12 protein-coding genes are annotated in these 15,672 nt (G+C 46.4%); 1 reads left to right on the forward strand and 11 read right to left on the reverse strand.

The genetic code is table 11. The annotated features are described in order from the left end of the window. Positions 1-203 precede the first annotated feature (203 nt). A complete protein-coding gene (locus tag SK066_RS13600) occupies positions 204-395 on the forward strand; it encodes a hypothetical protein (RefSeq protein WP_320541906.1) in 192 nt (63 codons plus the stop codon). Here SK066_RS13600 and SK066_RS13605 read toward each other — a convergent pair. The 11 genes from SK066_RS13605 to SK066_RS13655 all read right to left on the reverse strand — a co-directional run bounded on the left by SK066_RS13605 (position 392) and on the right by SK066_RS13655 (position 15,510). Next, positions 392-2,008: a sensor domain-containing diguanylate cyclase gene (locus tag SK066_RS13605; protein WP_320541907.1), complete on the reverse strand. Its 1,617-nt coding sequence runs from the start codon at positions 2,006-2,008 to the stop codon at positions 392-394. The genes SK066_RS13600 and SK066_RS13605 overlap by 4 nt on opposite strands. 307 nt (positions 2,009-2,315) lie before the next feature. Next, complete coding sequence (locus tag SK066_RS13610) at positions 2,316-3,830, reverse strand: efflux RND transporter periplasmic adaptor subunit (protein WP_320541908.1); 1,515 nt, start codon at positions 3,828-3,830, stop codon at positions 2,316-2,318. A gap of 60 nt (positions 3,831-3,890) precedes the next feature. Continuing rightward, entirely contained in the window at positions 3,891-5,414 is a 1,524-nt protein-coding gene (locus SK066_RS13615; RefSeq protein ID WP_188775075.1) for a DHA2 family efflux MFS transporter permease subunit, read from the reverse strand. Positions 5,415-5,432: 18 nt separating this feature from the next. Next, the gene (locus SK066_RS13620) at positions 5,433-6,086 is read right to left on the reverse strand and encodes an HlyD family secretion protein (protein WP_188774996.1); all 654 of its coding nucleotides are present in this window, start codon (positions 6,084-6,086) and stop codon (positions 5,433-5,435) included. 212 nt (positions 6,087-6,298) lie between these two features. Then, on the reverse strand, positions 6,299-6,949 hold the full coding sequence (locus tag SK066_RS13625; protein WP_320541909.1) for a TetR/AcrR family transcriptional regulator: 651 nt from the start codon (positions 6,947-6,949) through the stop codon (positions 6,299-6,301). 400 nt (positions 6,950-7,349) lie between these two features. Next, positions 7,350-8,912 carry a GGDEF domain-containing protein gene (locus tag SK066_RS13630; RefSeq protein WP_320541910.1) on the reverse strand — a complete coding sequence of 521 codons (1,563 nt, stop codon included), beginning with the start codon at positions 8,910-8,912 and terminating at the stop codon, positions 7,350-7,352. 490 nt (positions 8,913-9,402) lie between these two features. Next, on the reverse strand, positions 9,403-11,169 hold the full coding sequence (gene dhaK, locus SK066_RS13635; RefSeq protein WP_320541911.1) for a dihydroxyacetone kinase subunit DhaK: 1,767 nt from the start codon (positions 11,167-11,169) through the stop codon (positions 9,403-9,405). 125 nt (positions 11,170-11,294) lie between these two features. Continuing rightward, entirely contained in the window at positions 11,295-11,951 is a 657-nt protein-coding gene (locus tag SK066_RS13640; RefSeq protein ID WP_320541912.1) for a M48 family metallopeptidase, read from the reverse strand. Between the two features lie 189 nt (positions 11,952-12,140). After that, positions 12,141-13,445 carry an NAD-dependent epimerase/dehydratase family protein gene (locus SK066_RS13645; RefSeq protein ID WP_320541913.1) on the reverse strand — a complete coding sequence of 435 codons (1,305 nt, stop codon included), beginning with the start codon at positions 13,443-13,445 and terminating at the stop codon, positions 12,141-12,143. Between the two features lie 342 nt (positions 13,446-13,787). Then, entirely contained in the window at positions 13,788-14,891 is a 1,104-nt protein-coding gene (locus SK066_RS13650; protein WP_320541914.1) for an NADH:flavin oxidoreductase, read from the reverse strand. A gap of 79 nt (positions 14,892-14,970) precedes the next feature. Beyond that, positions 14,971-15,510 (reverse strand): histidine phosphatase family protein, encoded by a 540-nt coding sequence (locus SK066_RS13655; protein WP_320541915.1) that lies wholly within the window; start codon positions 15,508-15,510, stop codon positions 14,971-14,973. Between the last annotated feature and the right edge of the window lie 162 nt (positions 15,511-15,672).

The following is a 15,672-nucleotide window of genomic DNA, read 5'->3' on the forward strand; positions in this document are numbered from 1 at the left end:
CATCAGTAGAGATATAGCCCACTGTTAACTATATGTAAAAATAATTAGTTAAAATTTAGTAACCCCTGTTTACTATCTCGTCAAACGGGTAATAAACAGGGAAATAGTGTTTCTTATTGATGAAAAATGTAGAATTTTGTCGTATTAACCGATAATAGTAACTAGAGCTATAATCCAACTCAATCAAGTAAGGAGAATGTAAAGTGAAACCAGCCATTCAGGAAGCGATGCATAATCAGACTCCGCTGCATGTTCATCTGATCAGCGGTGAAACGTATATCGGCATTTGTAAAACTCATGATAATCCGAACTTTTTCATCATTCATACCGATTGCGGTGACCTTACCTTTCCTTATTGGACGATCAAACGAATCAAAACAGCAGTAACTCATTAATCACCGGCTGAAATGTCATCCAGTCCTTCGTAGACGATCATCCGATTTCTGCCGGTTTTTTTTGCATCATATAAGGCGGAATCCGCCTGCTCCAATAGCGCCTCCATACTACTCTCATCCCCATCGTATAGCGTCATCCCAAGCGACACCGTCACTGGCTCTCCATATGGAGTTGGCGACTGCTCTGCTACCTTTCGTATCTGCTCAGCTGTTTTCATTGTCATCATCAGATCAGCTTCAAATAACAGGATCACAAATTCCTCACCACCATATCGAAAGCACAAATCTGCTGGCTGAATCTGCTCTTCAATTAGCGTTGCCACTCTTCGAAGCATTTCATCACCCATCGTATGTCCGTACGTATCATTAATCTTTTTAAAATAATCGATATCCAGCATAATGATCGCAAATGGATAGCTATTATCGATCCAGTTTTGCATGATCGCTCGCAGAGCGCGGCGATTCAATACGCCGGTCAGTGCATCATAATGCGCTTCCTGCTGTAGCTTGCGCTCCTTTTCCCGAGTTTGCTGCTCCAGTGTCATAATCGCATAGTGTAGCTCATGCGCTTCATAGTTCCACATATTTTGCTCCGGTCGAAAAGATCCCTTGGATTCACCAGCAATACTATGGGCATAATCAGCTAATTCCTCTAACGGACGTGAAAGACGAATAGAGAGCTGATAAATAATCATTAGCATCAGAATAATAACAGGCACCAGGTAAAAAAGCATACTTTTGATGAGCTGGGCTGAAAAGATCGTCGTATTATACACTGGCGTCTGAAAAATAATACCCCAGCGGATACCCGGTATAGCTGCATATCCGGCAAGCATTTCCTTATGCTCCAGATTCAATACAAGCTGATTCCCACTTTTTCCATCCTGCAATTCGCCGATAATCGGATTGTCGTTCTGCGTCAGATGCCGTCCAATCCGCTTGGCAACAGGATGATATAAAATATTCCCCTCATTATCGACGACATAAAAGTAGGAGCCGTCCTCCTTCTTGCTACCTTCGCCAAACAATTCACTCAGACGATTCGCTTCTTCTAAATACAAAATCCCTGCTAGAATACCGCGATAATTCCCCTGATCGGTGTACAGTGGATAGCTAATCATCAATACAAGGCGATTATTCGTATCCCGATAAGGCTTAGAAATATAGGCTTCGCGCTTATGCAACGCCGTCTCAATTTGGATCGTTGTAGGTACAACGCCGCGCTGATAGCTATTCATCGGTGAAGCCATCCGTACCGCTCCATCCTCATTCACAATCAACACCGCATTAAAAAAGCTATTGGACTGGCGAAAATAGTCCAGTAGCTGCTGCCCCGCGTCCTCCCTCGCTTTATCCTGATTAGCCATTATGTATTTTGATGTACGTGCAAGCGACGATTGCATCGAGTAAATTAAAGTTTGGGCAATTCTACTTAATTCTTTCGCGTGAATTTCATTTAGTCTTAATGTCTGCTGTTCAATCGATTCCTTCTGACTGACATAGCTAATCAGCAAACAAGCAGCAAGAATCAGAAAAAAAGCACAAAAAGCCAGGCCACAGGTTAATGTCGACAGCTTATATTTACCAGCCTTGCGTTTTGAGGAAAACGGCATCGCATACTCTCCTTGCTTCATATCTTCGATTTACTTATTTATATCGGCTTGTTTAGCTTAGTTTATAAGGCATTGGTTATGCAAGACAAATTTGTAATCATTATCCTATAATGTTTTCATCAGCCAATCTGTACGGATGAAAATCCTTCATAGGTTATACTATAAGCTATATGATGTAAAACACCCGTTATTCCTTTATTATGGCGTATATTATAGAGCAAGTCAGCACGATATTGTAACTATTTTATGTACAACAACAGCTCCGGTATTAGATACCGGAGCTGTTATATTGATTTAGCGTTTTATTTTAGTATTGAGACACTGTAACTGGTGAGTTATCGCCCAGCAGTGCCAGATTGTTTTCGGCTACACGATCACCGCTTTTCAGTCCGCCTGTAATCAGTGCTTCCGAGCCTGCTTCGGAGCCAACTGTCACTTCCTTGCGCACGGCATGACCATTCGCAATTACATAGACATAGCTTTTGTCGCCGTCTTTTTGAATCGCTTTGCTTGGTACGATCAAGCCCTGCTTCGCATCCTTGCTTACAAAGCTAATGTCTGCCAGCATACCGGATTTCAGTTTACCGTCTGTGTTGGATACGGTCACTTTTACCGGATAACCATTACCGCTGGAATCCATTGGGCTGATGCTTGTTACTTTACCATTGGTGACGATATCTGACGATGCTACACGTACCTGTACCTGATCGCCTGTTTTCACCTGATTAATCTCATTGGCTGGTACGTAGATCAGCATATTAACCGTGCTCAGATCAGCGATCACGATCGACGCTGCGGATGGGCCTGCCATCTCGCCTACTTCAGCATTTTTCGTCGTTACGATCCCGTTGATTGGTGATTTAACTACTGCATCACCCAGCGCATTTTGTGCGATCTGTACATTCAGCTTCGCTTGCTCCAGCTTTTGCTGGCTTGCTTCGATGCCAGCTGTACTCTGAGATACTTCAAGCTGACGCTGTGCGTTGCTATAGCCAGAGTTCGCATTTTCATAGCTGTTTGTTGCATTGGTGTAAGCTTCTTTTGCTGTAGACAGTGCAGTTTGTGCGGTTTGCAGTGATTTTTGCGCACCTGCGAGTTGATCCTGCGCATTTGCTTTTGCGTTAACTGCATTTTCATAAGCGGTTTTAGCATTCACCGCAGCCGCCTGTGCTTGCTCCAGCTCTGCCTGTGTAGCGAGCGAATTGTCGAACAGGGATTGCGTACGAGTCAATGTTTTTTGAGCTGTATTCATCGCTTCCTGTGTTTGCTTGATCGTGTTCGCTGCTGTCGACACAGCCGTCTGTGCTTGCTTCAAGCCAGTTTGTGCCTGGTTAACTGCGCCTTGAGCAGAGTTAATATTACCCTTTGCCTGTGTGATTGCGCTCTGCGACGAGATGATTCCATTTTTGGAGCTAACGACACCAGAGTTCGCAGATACCATGCCAGTTTCGCGAGAATCCTTGGCTGTGTTCACACCTGCGGCAGCAGCATCCACGTTTGATTTGGCGATATCCAGATTGTCACGAATATCGCTATCCTCCAGCTTCAGCAGTACTTGCCCTTTTTTCACTTCAGTGCCTACATCAACGGCAATAGCGGATACTTTACCAGAGATTTTCGGCATAATGTTTACCGTTTCGGATGGTGTAACGGTACCCGTATAAATATCGCCCTGACCGATCATGCCCTGTTGAGCACTAGCGACCTTTACATTTACGCTCATTTCCTGAGCAGCTTCACTGCCTGCTGTGGAGCATCCAGCCAGCATGACTGAGCTCAGCAGTAATGCGCTGGCGGTAACTTCCCATTTTTTGATTTTCATTGCATGTTCCCTTTCTTTCATGAGAATTTCGATTCATCGCTTCGTTATAGCGAGGAATGCTCAGACTTTCGTTTCCTGTAATGCATTCTTTTTACGTCTGGTAATGAACAGGAATACAAATGGAATCGAGCAGAACAACGGGATCGAGGATACAAGGAATGTATCGGCGATGCCGCGTGAATAAGCATCTAGTGTGATCAGACCTGATACGGTCGATGTCCATGAGCTGCCCAGCATCGCTTGAAACGAGTGTGCCGCATCCGGCGTAATCGATTCCGAGATTTGCTGACTATGCAGTGCTGTACGGTTTTGCATCAGGAAGGTCAGAATCGCAATCGCCATCGAACCGGCAATGGTACGCACCAGGTTCGATGCGGTCGAAGCTTTACCTACCTTTTCCTTCGGTACAGCGTTCATGCCTACGGTGGACAGTGGCATCATACAGATCCCGATTCCCATCCCGCGGAACATCAGCACAATTTGCAGCCATAGATGTGGTGTTTGTGGTGTCAATGTGTGTAGATGATACGTCATCACACTCGTAAGCGTCAGACCAACCAGACCGATTGGTACAATCCCAATTTTGTCAAATAGCTTCCCGGCAAATGGCATCATAACCGCCATCGCAATCGCTTGTGGCAATAGGATAATCCCTGTGTGCACTGGCGATACCGCCTGAATATTTTGCAAGAAGAGTGGCGACAGGAATGTACCACCGTACAGACCCATCATGACAAAGCTGGATGTGATCACACTGATCGCAAATTTATAATTTTTAAATAATGAAATATCGATAACCGGATTCTCCTGCCCGCTCTCTACGAAGATGAGGAAGACGAGCGCCCAGAAGGCAATGAAGAACAGTCCAACAATTTTGAATGAGCCCCAGCCATCGGTTGAACCGCTGGACAGTGCGTACAGCAGTGTACCTGCACAGGTCGCTGCCAGCAGGAAGCCGAGCAGATCGAACTTCACCTTGATGCCTGGTGGCGGTTCTTTGATCAATAGGATGACCATCAGAATCGCGAATAAAGCTACCGGTACGCAGACGATAAACAGGAAGCGCCAGTCGAACCATTCGATCAGATAACCACTCAGTGTTGGGCCAATCGCTGGCGCAGCCATAGCGGCAATCCCCCAGATTCCCAGTGCCATCCCGATTTGCTCACGTGGGATGATTTTGTACACGATCGTCATACTCAGCGGCATAATCACACCACCGCCCAGACCGGCAACAATACGTGCAGCGATCAATGATGTATCACTCCACGCGAAAATACAAAAAACGGTTCCGAGCGTAAACACGCTCAGTGCGGCAATCAGAAACTTTTTGTACCCGATGCGCTGTTCCATAAATCCCGTAATCGGTACGATAATACCGGAAGCGAGTGTATAGCCAGTAATGACCCACTGGATGCGCGACGTAGTCGAGCCCAGATCGGTCGTCAACTGCGGAATCGCCACATTGATCAGACTGTTATTCAGGATCGCCACGAAGGCGCCCAATACAATGGCGAAAAAGGCAAGCCATTTCTCGCGGGGCGAATCAGCAGGAGGAGCAGCGGCAATAACTTCGGAAGCCACCATCGACCCCTCCTTTAATTAAGATGTATGAATTTTAACTTCAACGTTCGTACCTGGAATCAGCGTCATGCCGTCTGGCACGTTCAGCGCAATTTCAACCGGAATGCGCTGTGTAACCTTATTAAAGTTACCGCTTGTATTAGTTGCTGCAATTAAGGCAAATACAGAGTTGGACGCTTGTCCGACCTTGCGTACTTTACCTTGAATCACATGATCGCCATCCGCATCCAGTGTGACATCTACCAGCTCGCCTGGCTTGATGCGGTTAATATCGGTTTCTTCGATATTGGTCGATACGTATAGATTTTTCATATCTGCCATAATCGCAACTGCCGAGCTTGGAGAAGCAATTTCATGCTCTTTGGAATAGATTTTGATCACGGTACCGTCGATTGGTGCGCGCAGAACCGATTTGCTGATCACGCTGGAATCCAGACCCGAGACATTTTGCTCGGCAATCGGCTCATTGCGTTTCAGTACATCGCCTTCTTCTACATCGATGTGATCAATTTCGGCTGTAATTTGCGGCATCACCTTATATTGATCCGCCGTGATGCGTGCGTCATCACTTTTCACAAAATGAGCGCCTTGATACCAGTAGTAGTAACCGATTGTTCCGCCGCTCACGACGAGCAGCACAACCAGTATCGACAAAATAATCTTTCTTTTCAACGTACTCCACCTCTGCAGTTCTAATAAAATGGGCTAATCGGTAAAACGATAATCCTTTCGCAACTTCACATATAGATAGTTGCACAAAATAATACAATGCCAATTTCTCAACTTCGAGAGATCAGGCACAAAAAAAGCAAGGAACTGTTGCCAGACACATCGCAGTTAGGGGGCGTTTGGATCGCACGCACTAGCCGCCGGTCTTTCGCTCCTTACGTTTCATTACTCACAGAGGTATATAAGCCTCTTTTTAACAATTCCAGTTCCAGCCTGAAGTTATGCAGTACCTCTTGCTCATCCGCTTCTCCGGCGAAAAACTGAATAAAGTTCTGGATCAATATCGCACGCAAAATTTTGATCAAGTGCAGTAGCTCTTCCTCACTATGGATGTTCAGACCGCTTGTATCGATCACACCCATATAGTTGCGATAAAACTCGCGAATCCGTTCTCTGGTCGTGGGATTTTTCACATCAAGGATCAGCTTGTACTCAATCTTGTAATTCATGTTCAGGAAAATATTGCGTGCAAACTCGCGATTCGCACCCTGCTCGTCATGAATAAAACGATGCAGCGAGCTCTCAAAAAATTCTGCCGATGAGGTGAACAGATCGCCCTGATGCTTAATCGCCAGCGACATCATTTGCTCGCGATTTCTAGCGCTGTGCTCCTCCAGAATGTAGAAAAACAAATCGGCCTTATCCTCAAAATACTGATAAAAGCTGCCCCTCGGAATGCAAGCATCCTTGATGATATTCGCGATCGACGCATCTGCAAGCGAAGCGCGTGAAAATTCACGTAACGCTGCATCAATCAAGTTTTGCCGCTTTTCCCCCGGCAGGTTAAAAAAGGTTTTCGTTGGCATACATTCACTCCATTACCCCCCTGCAACCTCGGGCTATTGATTGATGTTGGGATGCTAGCACGAATAAAATGTGGCTCTCAGTGTAGGCAGGCTTGATTTGTTGTCAAAAGTTACATAGAGAATTATATGTGACACCGTGTCATGTGTCAATCTTATTATTAAAATTTATACATATTTCGTTCCAAACTGTTGTTAGTTGCAATAGAATACGCCACTAAAACTGCTCTCTTGAAATGCAAAATAGGCCTGTATGCTTGTTCATGAAGGAACGAGGCTACAGACCTGAATATATTGACTTTGTAGTTCGTGACTGCTTGTACACCTGCTGACGTTTATGTTCTAATCATTCGAGCTTTACCATTCAACGTTTCGTTATTTCGAAGCTTTAGACCTTAGTGATCTATAGCTCTCGAATTAAAAGCTCGCGCTTTTTCCGTTGCTCCCGTTTCCGGCGGTACATATCCTCATCTGCCAATCGCAGCAGGGTATTACCATTTTCACCATTAGCGGTATACACACTCATGCCTGCGGCGAAGGATACCGTAATATCTCGATCTCCATACCAGAAAATCTGATCGTCCAGCAATGTCAGCCGATTCTCCACCAGCTCAGTGGCATCTGCACGATCTGTAATACTAAGCAGTAAAATGAACTCATCTCCACCAATTCGTCCTACCGTATCACCTGGCTTATGCATTAAGCCTTGCAGTAATTCAGCAATAAACTTCAAATACATATCACCTACAGCATGTCCATACGTATCATTAATCGGCTTGAAATGATTCAGATCAATCATAATTACAGCAAACGGATCTGCTGCCGCTGTTCGTATACGTAGCTCTTCTTCCAGCGCAGTGCGATTATATAATCCAGTCAATGGATCATGATATGCGCTGTGCTTGTAGCTTTGCTCCGATTCCATCAATCTTCGTTCCGTATTTTTGAGCGAGGTCACATTGGTCAGATGCAGTACAAACAAATCTTCATTCGCTCCTTCAATCCGATCAATACCTACGATCAGATCCAGATGCTCCTTACGCGAATCGTTCATACGCACCTCCCAGTGCGATTCCTTCCCTGGCTGATCAGCATAAGAAGTAAGCAAACCCTGCAAGCCCTTTACCTGCTTGAACTCAAAATGCTCTGGAATCTCCTCGGATGGAATGCCTTCAAACCAGCTCTGCGCACGCGGATTCATTTCCTTGATTCTTCCCTGTGCATCCAATAGCAAAATAGCATTCGGCGCCGTCTCGAACAACACCTGAAACAGCTTACGATAATCCGGCATAATATTGTACTTTCCAATTAAGTGACGCAGTCTCATCGCCCAGATCAGATACCCGATAAAATAACAAATCATCGATACACGGGTCACAATAATGCCTGCTTGCAGCAATGTAGTGATAAGCGCAAAGCTACCAAATAACATAAATCCGCTTGCCAGTAATGAACGCAAAATAACTCGCTGTCTGCGCTCTCTGGTACGTAACCAGCCCCAGGCGAGCAATACGACGGACAGCAAAATATAACCGATCACAAATACAATCGTGACGAGCAAATACGTCGGATGTAGCGGGCTGCGTCCATCGGTTACATGCACATCGTACAGCACACTGTGATCCCATGTGACCATAAACCATAGCCATAGCATATAAGGTGTCGCATAGACGAGCGGCAATACCTTTTTAAAGGAGCGCGTCACTTCTCCACCGAATAAGATACACAGATGAACAAGTGTACTAATAAACAGCAGTAACGATGGCGAGCTTCCATATAAAACAAGCTGCATCTGATATTCGGGCAGCAGCGATGTTTTCAAATATTCAAACATAAAATAAAGCACGAGTGACCCCATTAGCAAAGCGGCGACGCGATTAATCATGCTGCGTCGATTACGATAGATCAACGTGATTGCCATATAGAAGAAAAAGTAGGTGGGCAACTGGATTGTTAAAAAATCCATAAAAAGTGCGCTCATCGGCAATGTCCTTTCCAATTCGGGTAGGTTCAACGTAAAGCCTATACCACTTTCCGATTCACACCTTAGTTGATGCCACTCGTAGCTAGATCAGTATAAGTTTCCAGTATTCCTATCGTAAGAAAATGAACACCGTTTGACAACAGAAATTAGCGAAAAATGACGAATTTTAAGATATTTTTTATGTAAACTTACAGTTTTGGTATCCTTGAACAGCAAATAACCGCTTTCATTACCTATCACCTTACAACAAATACCACCTATTTCTCTACTCTAGAAGAGAAATAGGTGGTTGTAAATAAATTATTTATCTTACATATAATTAATTTATAAGAATTTTGTGGTAATTAATATGATGTTACTTATTTGATATTATTTGATAAAGGATGTACTGGAGACATGCCTATGCTGCTCATCGTGCCCTAGCATCCAATTTCGTGATAACCGACTGAATCCATTCATACTCCGCTTTAGATTAACTTCCTTGACGCAGGCTATCCGATAGCGCTGTGAAAATAACACCCAGCGCGTATGCACCAGCATCTGGATAACCAAGACTCCGCTCACCGACTGCTCCTGCTCGGCCCATCCGTGCCACAATATCGGCTGTGCTCTTCGCTCCCTGAACGGCTACCTCTGCTCCTTTACGGAATGCAGTCACTACATCGTCTCCAGCCTCTGCACTGTCTGTCCAGCTATCAGCACAAGGAACAAGCGCATCGATCAATGTCTTATCGCCTACTACTGCACCGCGTCCAAAGGAACGCTCGCCTGTCGATTGAATTCCTGCGACTGCCGCTTGCAGCATTTCAGCAAATTCAGCCACCGTCACCTCGGTACGATCACCTGCTTCTTTGCCTGCTGCTCGGAATGCCGAGCCCCAGATTGGCCCAGACGCACCACCACATGATTCCATAATAATCAGGGATACATCGTGCAGGAAGCTTCCCATCGTGAGCGGCTCATGTGCTAGAATCGTCTTCCACTCACGCTTCAACTGACGGAAGCCCTTCGCAACGCTCATACCGAAGTCACCGTCACCTGCATGCGAATCCAGCTCGCAAAATGGTACTTCATTTTCAATAATGACTTCGCTCATACGATCCACTAGATAGACTAGATTATCTAGCGTAATCGTCTCGTTATTCACGGTCGCTGCCGCTTCATCCGTCTCTACGGTATAGGATACATCGCCCTGTTGCTCTTCGTCCACTGTCATCGCTTGATATGGAATCGGCTCGATCGGACCAGAAACTTTAAATGCAGGTGTATCGCTCTCACGAGATAGCAGCTCCTTCAGCTCATCATCCAGCTTCATCAGGGTCACCGATAATCCTGCCATATCAATGCTAGTCATATAATTACCGACAAAGCTACGGTTTACAGCGATACCCTGCTCGGATAGCTCACGACTCACCGCATGATGAAACAGATAGAGCTCTTGCTGTGGTGTGCCACCAAAGCCGTTGATCAGTACAGCCACCTCGGCGTTATTGCTTTTCAGCTTCATATCCCGCAGCAGATCGGCAATCATACGATGAGCAAGCTCATCCGCCGAGGTTAGCTCCACGCGCTCCATCCCCGGCTCACCATGAATGCCAACACCGTATTCCATTTCACGCTCACCGAGTGCAAAGGTTGGGGTTCCTTTGGCAGGCACGGTGCAGGAAGTAAGCGCGAAGCCGATGCTACGTACGTGTGCAGCAGCCTTTTCCGCGGCTGCCTTAACTCCCTGTAGATCACGTCCTTCGGCTGCGGCTGCTCCTGCAATTTTATGTACCAGCACAGTTCCAGCTACACCACGGCGCCCGACCGTATACAGGCTATCCTCTACCGCAATATCATCATCGACCTTCACATAATCAACCTCGATCCCATCCTCGCTTGCCAGATGGGCAGCATTTTTGAAGTTCATCATGTCGCCGCTGTAATTTTTAATAATTAATAAAGCGCCCTTGTCGCCAGCGGTTGCCTTGATTGCCTGATACACCTGAATCTGAGATGGCGAGGCGAAAATATCTCCACACACCGCAGCATCTAGCATACCCTTACCAATATAGCCTGCATGTGCCGGTTCATGTCCACTACCGCCACCACTAATGAGTGCTACTTTATTCGGATCGATATGCTTGCTTTTGATAATCTTATACTTAGGGATCAGCTCTAGATCAGGGTGAGCAAGCACCATGCCCTTCGCCATTTCCAGTACCATATCCTCTGCATGATTCATTACTTTTTTCATCCGTCTTCCTCCTGTTCACAAGGTATAGGATCGTTCGGTTACATCCCGTAGTTAACCATATTGATGGTCGCTCTAATCAGCCGTAGCAGCGGTGGGTACTTGCTCAGTCCCGCTCAATATTCGTATTATAGCGTCATATAACGCCCATAGTGGGCTAAATACTGCTCCTTCTCCTTGTAATCAGGCATCAAGCTGCCCACCTTACGCCAGAAGGAGCGATCATGATTCATATGCAGCAGATGGCATAGCTCATGCACAATGACATAATCGATCACCTCGACAGGTGCCATCGCCAGACGATAATTGAAGGTGAGCTTCTTCGTAGAGCTACAGCTTCCCCAGCGTGTCGTCGATTCTACAATCTCAATGCTAGCAGGCTTCACACGAAGCTGTTGCTGATACGGGACGATACGCTCCTGAATGACACGCTTGCATGTTGTAAAATAATATCGTTTAAGTCGTGCGCGTAGCTCCTCTTCATCCCCATCCGTTACATCGATTAGCTGCTGGAGCGGCTGTTCCTTGCCTAGCAGCATAAAGGTGCCATAATCATCGTACTCTCTTGTTTCTGGCAATACGCGTCGATTAGCAAGACGCTGTTGCTGCTCGGCGATCCATTGACTATGGCGCTGAACGAGACGGATAATGTCTGCTTCGGTTGTACCGTTGGGCGTTTTGACAGTGAGCAATCCATTACTTTCCATCTGGATCGATACTTTACCGCGGCGCGAATATTCTACATGACAGGCGATTGTTGTATCGCCGATGGGGATGTTCATCATTGTTGAAGGGTCTCCTTGAGTTCAATAGGGATTGATCGATGATTTGATTATAGCATGGTCGGTAGAATAGGCGACGGTAAGGAGCATCCATCCATTTCGATAAAAATGTAATCTGGCTATACATAAGACGAACAATAAAAAGGCATCCTGACTCGCCTAATCGCGAATAAGGATGCCTCTTTGTCTGCCTTAATGTACGGGCTGTTCTTCTTTATCGATAGTTGGCTTGGTGGATGAAGTGGATAGGTCTGGTGTAGCTACTGTAGCCGGTGTCGGAATGCCAGGCTGCTGGTTACGTGTCCACGTGCTACGGGCTGGAATTTTGCTCCAATCGGCACGGTGGGCATAGCCTTTGGCAATACGGGTAACTTCCTGTAATAAGCCTTCATTTAGCTTAATCGGTTGCAGTCCATGCGATAGGAATAATTCGTTTCGTACGTGCAGATCATTTTCCTCTGCTTCCTTACGAGGGTTGGATACATAAGCGATTTCCGCGCCGGTCAGATGGCTGACAAGTGCTGCCAGGTCGCGAATACGGTGGGTTTCGGTCATCTGGTTGAAGATCATTACGCGATCCCCATAGACGGGAGGATGCTCCAGTGCAAGCTGTACACAACGAACCGTATCCTGAATGTGAATGAAGGCACGGGTTTGTCCGCCTGTGCCGTGTACTACAATCGGATGCCCCACCGCTGCCTGCATGAGGAAGCGATTCAGCACAGTTCCATAATCACCATCATAATCAAACCGATTGATCAGCCGCTCATCCAGCATCGTTTCATGCGTATTCGTACCCCAGACGATCCCCTGATGTAGATCGGTGATACGCAGTCCGTCATTTTTATTATAGTAGTGAAATAGCAGCTGATCCTGTGATTTGGTCATATGATAAATCGAGCCTGGATTGGTTGGATAGAGAATCTGCTGCTGTACACGTTCTCCCTGCTCGGTCAGCACCTCAATATCGAGATAACCTTCAGGAATTTTCATACCAGACGTTCCATAGCCGTACACTCCCATCGTACCGAGATGCAATAGATGAATATCCAGTCCAGACTCAGCGATAGCGCATAATACATTATGGGTCGCATTCAGATTATTGTTTACGGTATAACGCTTGTGACGGGAGGACTTCATCGAATAAGGTGCAGAACGTTGCTCGGCAAAGTGGATGATTGCATCGGGCTTTTCCTTGACGATCAGCTGCAAAAGACGTTCATATTCCAACGCCAGATCAAGTCGTTCAAAATGGATTCGTTGTCCACTCCGCTGCTCCCATACATCCAAACGGATACCGATTGGCTGTATCGGTGTTAGCGACTCTGCTTCCAGTTCAATATCAATATTACGGCGGGACAAATTATCGATAATGGTCACATGATGACCGAGACGGGACAGATGCAGACTCGTTGGCCAGCCACAAAAACCATCTCCACCCAATACGAAAATCTTCTTCTGCTGTCCGCTCCAGGCTTGTCCAGATGTAGTATTCAATAGAAACCCACCTTTTCCGTAATGTGATGCTGTTCGTTCATAGCTCATGCTTTCCTCCATCTGTATGCCGAACAGCAGACCCATCTCGATTATAAGGTTATACTGTCAACGGAGTCGTAAGCGCTAGCCCTATTTTATGTAAAATAAGCCAGCGTGCGGAATAGGTAGTCTCCTCATTCTGCACGCTGGCTGTTCAATTATGATTCGATTTAAAGTACGCTGTGCGCTTAAAAGTACACTGTACGCTTAGTTGATATCATAATTGTCGTAAAATCAACATTTTGTGAACGTATCCTGTTTCCAACATCAAGCCTTACTATGGATGAGCGCTGCTTATACGATTTATACGAGCGTCTCTAATGCCTCACGACTGAACATCTGGATATCGTTACTACGCTGATCACGAATTTTGTTCGGCCATTCTGGATCGCTCAGCAGTGCACGACCAATAGCAATCAGATCGAACTCATTGTGCTCCAGCTTATGAATCAGCTCATCCAGATGCGCTGTTGGATCCGTCTCCTCCACCTGACTGGCGCCAGGTGTGAATTCAGCCTGCAATCCAACTGAACCGACGGAGATCGTTGGCTTGCCGGTCAGCTTCTGTGTCCAGCCTGCCAGATTCAGCTCGGAGCCTTCAAATTCCGGTTCCCAGAAACGACGAGTAGACGCATGGAAAATATCCACACCTGCATCCACGAGCAGACCTAGCAATTGCTCCAGCTCCTCCGGTGTCTGCGCAAGACGTGCCGTATAGTCGTACATTTTCCATTGAGAATAGCGGAAAATAATCGGATAGTCTTCCCCTACGGCTGCACGACAAGCGCGAACAACCTCCACAGCAAAGGTAGCACGACCTGTCAGATCACCGCCGTAGCGATCGGTACGCTGATTCGTTCCTTTCCATAGGAATTGGTCAATAAGGTAACCATGCGCACCATGCAGCTCGATCGCATCAAAGCCAAGCTTTTTCGCATCAGAAGCTGCCTGTGCATACGCTTGAATCAGATCCGCAATCTCGCTCTCGGTTAATGGCTCACCAACCTTTTCACCTTTCAGGTTTAGACCGGAAGGACCTACCGGCTGAGCTTGTACATTCGGCTCATCTCCAACTTTACGCGCCATACCTACATGCCATAGCTGAGGTGCAATTTTACCGCCCTCGGCATGAACCGCATCGACAACCTTTTTCCAGCCAGCAAGCGCTTCCTCACCATGAAAGACAGGAATGCTTGCCCCACTAATCGATGCCGGATGATCAATTCCCGTACCCTCAGTTACGATCAGCCCTACCCCACCAGCAGCACGGCGGCGATAATACTCTGCCACATCGTCGCCCGGAACATTACCTGGAGAGAACCCACGTGTCATCGGTGCCATCACGACCCGATTATCAAGCTTCAGCTTATCACTGTGAAAAGGTTGGAACAAAGGTGCAGTATTCATAAAAGAGCCTCCTCATATATGATGTGCTATTTGATTATTATTCGTAACGACACTACTTTAACATAGCAGACTATTGAAATCAAACGGGTACTCGCTTCATCGTCGCTCCTGTTTCATCCAATATCAATCGATACACATCCGGATTCGTTAGTTGCTCCCATTCTGTAAAGCCGATCCGTTCATCATAGGCACGTAGCAGCAATGAGATCAGATTCCCATGTGAAACGAGAACAGCATATTGAGCATCGCCTGCCTGTAGCTCATGTATAACTGCCATGGCGCGCGCTGTTGCCTGCCGACTCGATTCGCCTCCCTGATAGCAAAGCTCCATATCATCATACGTTTGTCGCAGCATATCACGCCAATTCGGTTCATTCGTATCGCATAATACACGTTCAATTAAACGTTCATCCTTATGTACAGGTAAATTGAATTGCTGTGCTAGCGGCGCGATGGTATCCATCGCTCGCAGATACGGACTGGACACGATTGTATCGAGCGGAATGATCGATAGCTGCGTGGCAAGTCGCTGTGCTTGCTGGTGCCCTAGCTCTGTTAATGGTGCATCGGGCTCCTGTCCTGTAGCCTGACAATGACGAATAATGTATAGCTCCTTCATGATCTAGCATTCTCCCTTACAATAAATAGTTATTGGTTATGGGTACGGCTCATTACTTATGCTGGTAGCCCTGTCCTCTGTATCGTATGCTGGAGCTTCGTTCAGAGCAATGATTAAGAACGATGAGTACTTTCATCCCGATGAATCTGATCATCATTCTAT

Origin of the sequence: Paenibacillus hunanensis (genome assembly GCF_034055775.1) — a bacterium.
GTDB classification, from domain to species: domain Bacteria; phylum Bacillota; class Bacilli; order Paenibacillales; family Paenibacillaceae; genus Saccharibacillus; species Saccharibacillus hunanensis.

Excerpts from the sequence above, each read along its gene's own strand:
- SK066_RS13605 (WP_320541907.1), bottom strand. The coding sequence starts at position 2,008 with ATGCCGTTTTCCTCAAAACGCAAGGCTGGTAAATATAAGCTGTCGACA.
- SK066_RS13610 (WP_320541908.1), bottom strand. The coding sequence starts at position 3,830 with ATGAAAATCAAAAAATGGGAAGTTACCGCCAGCGCATTACTGCTGAGC.
- SK066_RS13625 (WP_320541909.1), bottom strand. The coding sequence starts at position 6,949 with ATGCCAACGAAAACCTTTTTTAACCTGCCGGGGGAAAAGCGGCAAAAC.
- SK066_RS13630 (WP_320541910.1), bottom strand. The coding sequence starts at position 8,912 with ATGGATTTTTTAACAATCCAGTTGCCCACCTACTTTTTCTTCTATATG.
- dhaK (WP_320541911.1), bottom strand. The coding sequence starts at position 11,169 with ATGAAAAAAGTAATGAATCATGCAGAGGATATGGTACTGGAAATGGCG.
- SK066_RS13640 (WP_320541912.1), bottom strand. The coding sequence starts at position 11,951 with ATGATGAACATCCCCATCGGCGATACAACAATCGCCTGTCATGTAGAA.
- SK066_RS13650 (WP_320541914.1), bottom strand. The coding sequence starts at position 14,891 with ATGAATACTGCACCTTTGTTCCAACCTTTTCACAGTGATAAGCTGAAG.
- SK066_RS13655 (WP_320541915.1), bottom strand. The coding sequence starts at position 15,510 with ATGAAGGAGCTATACATTATTCGTCATTGTCAGGCTACAGGACAGGAG.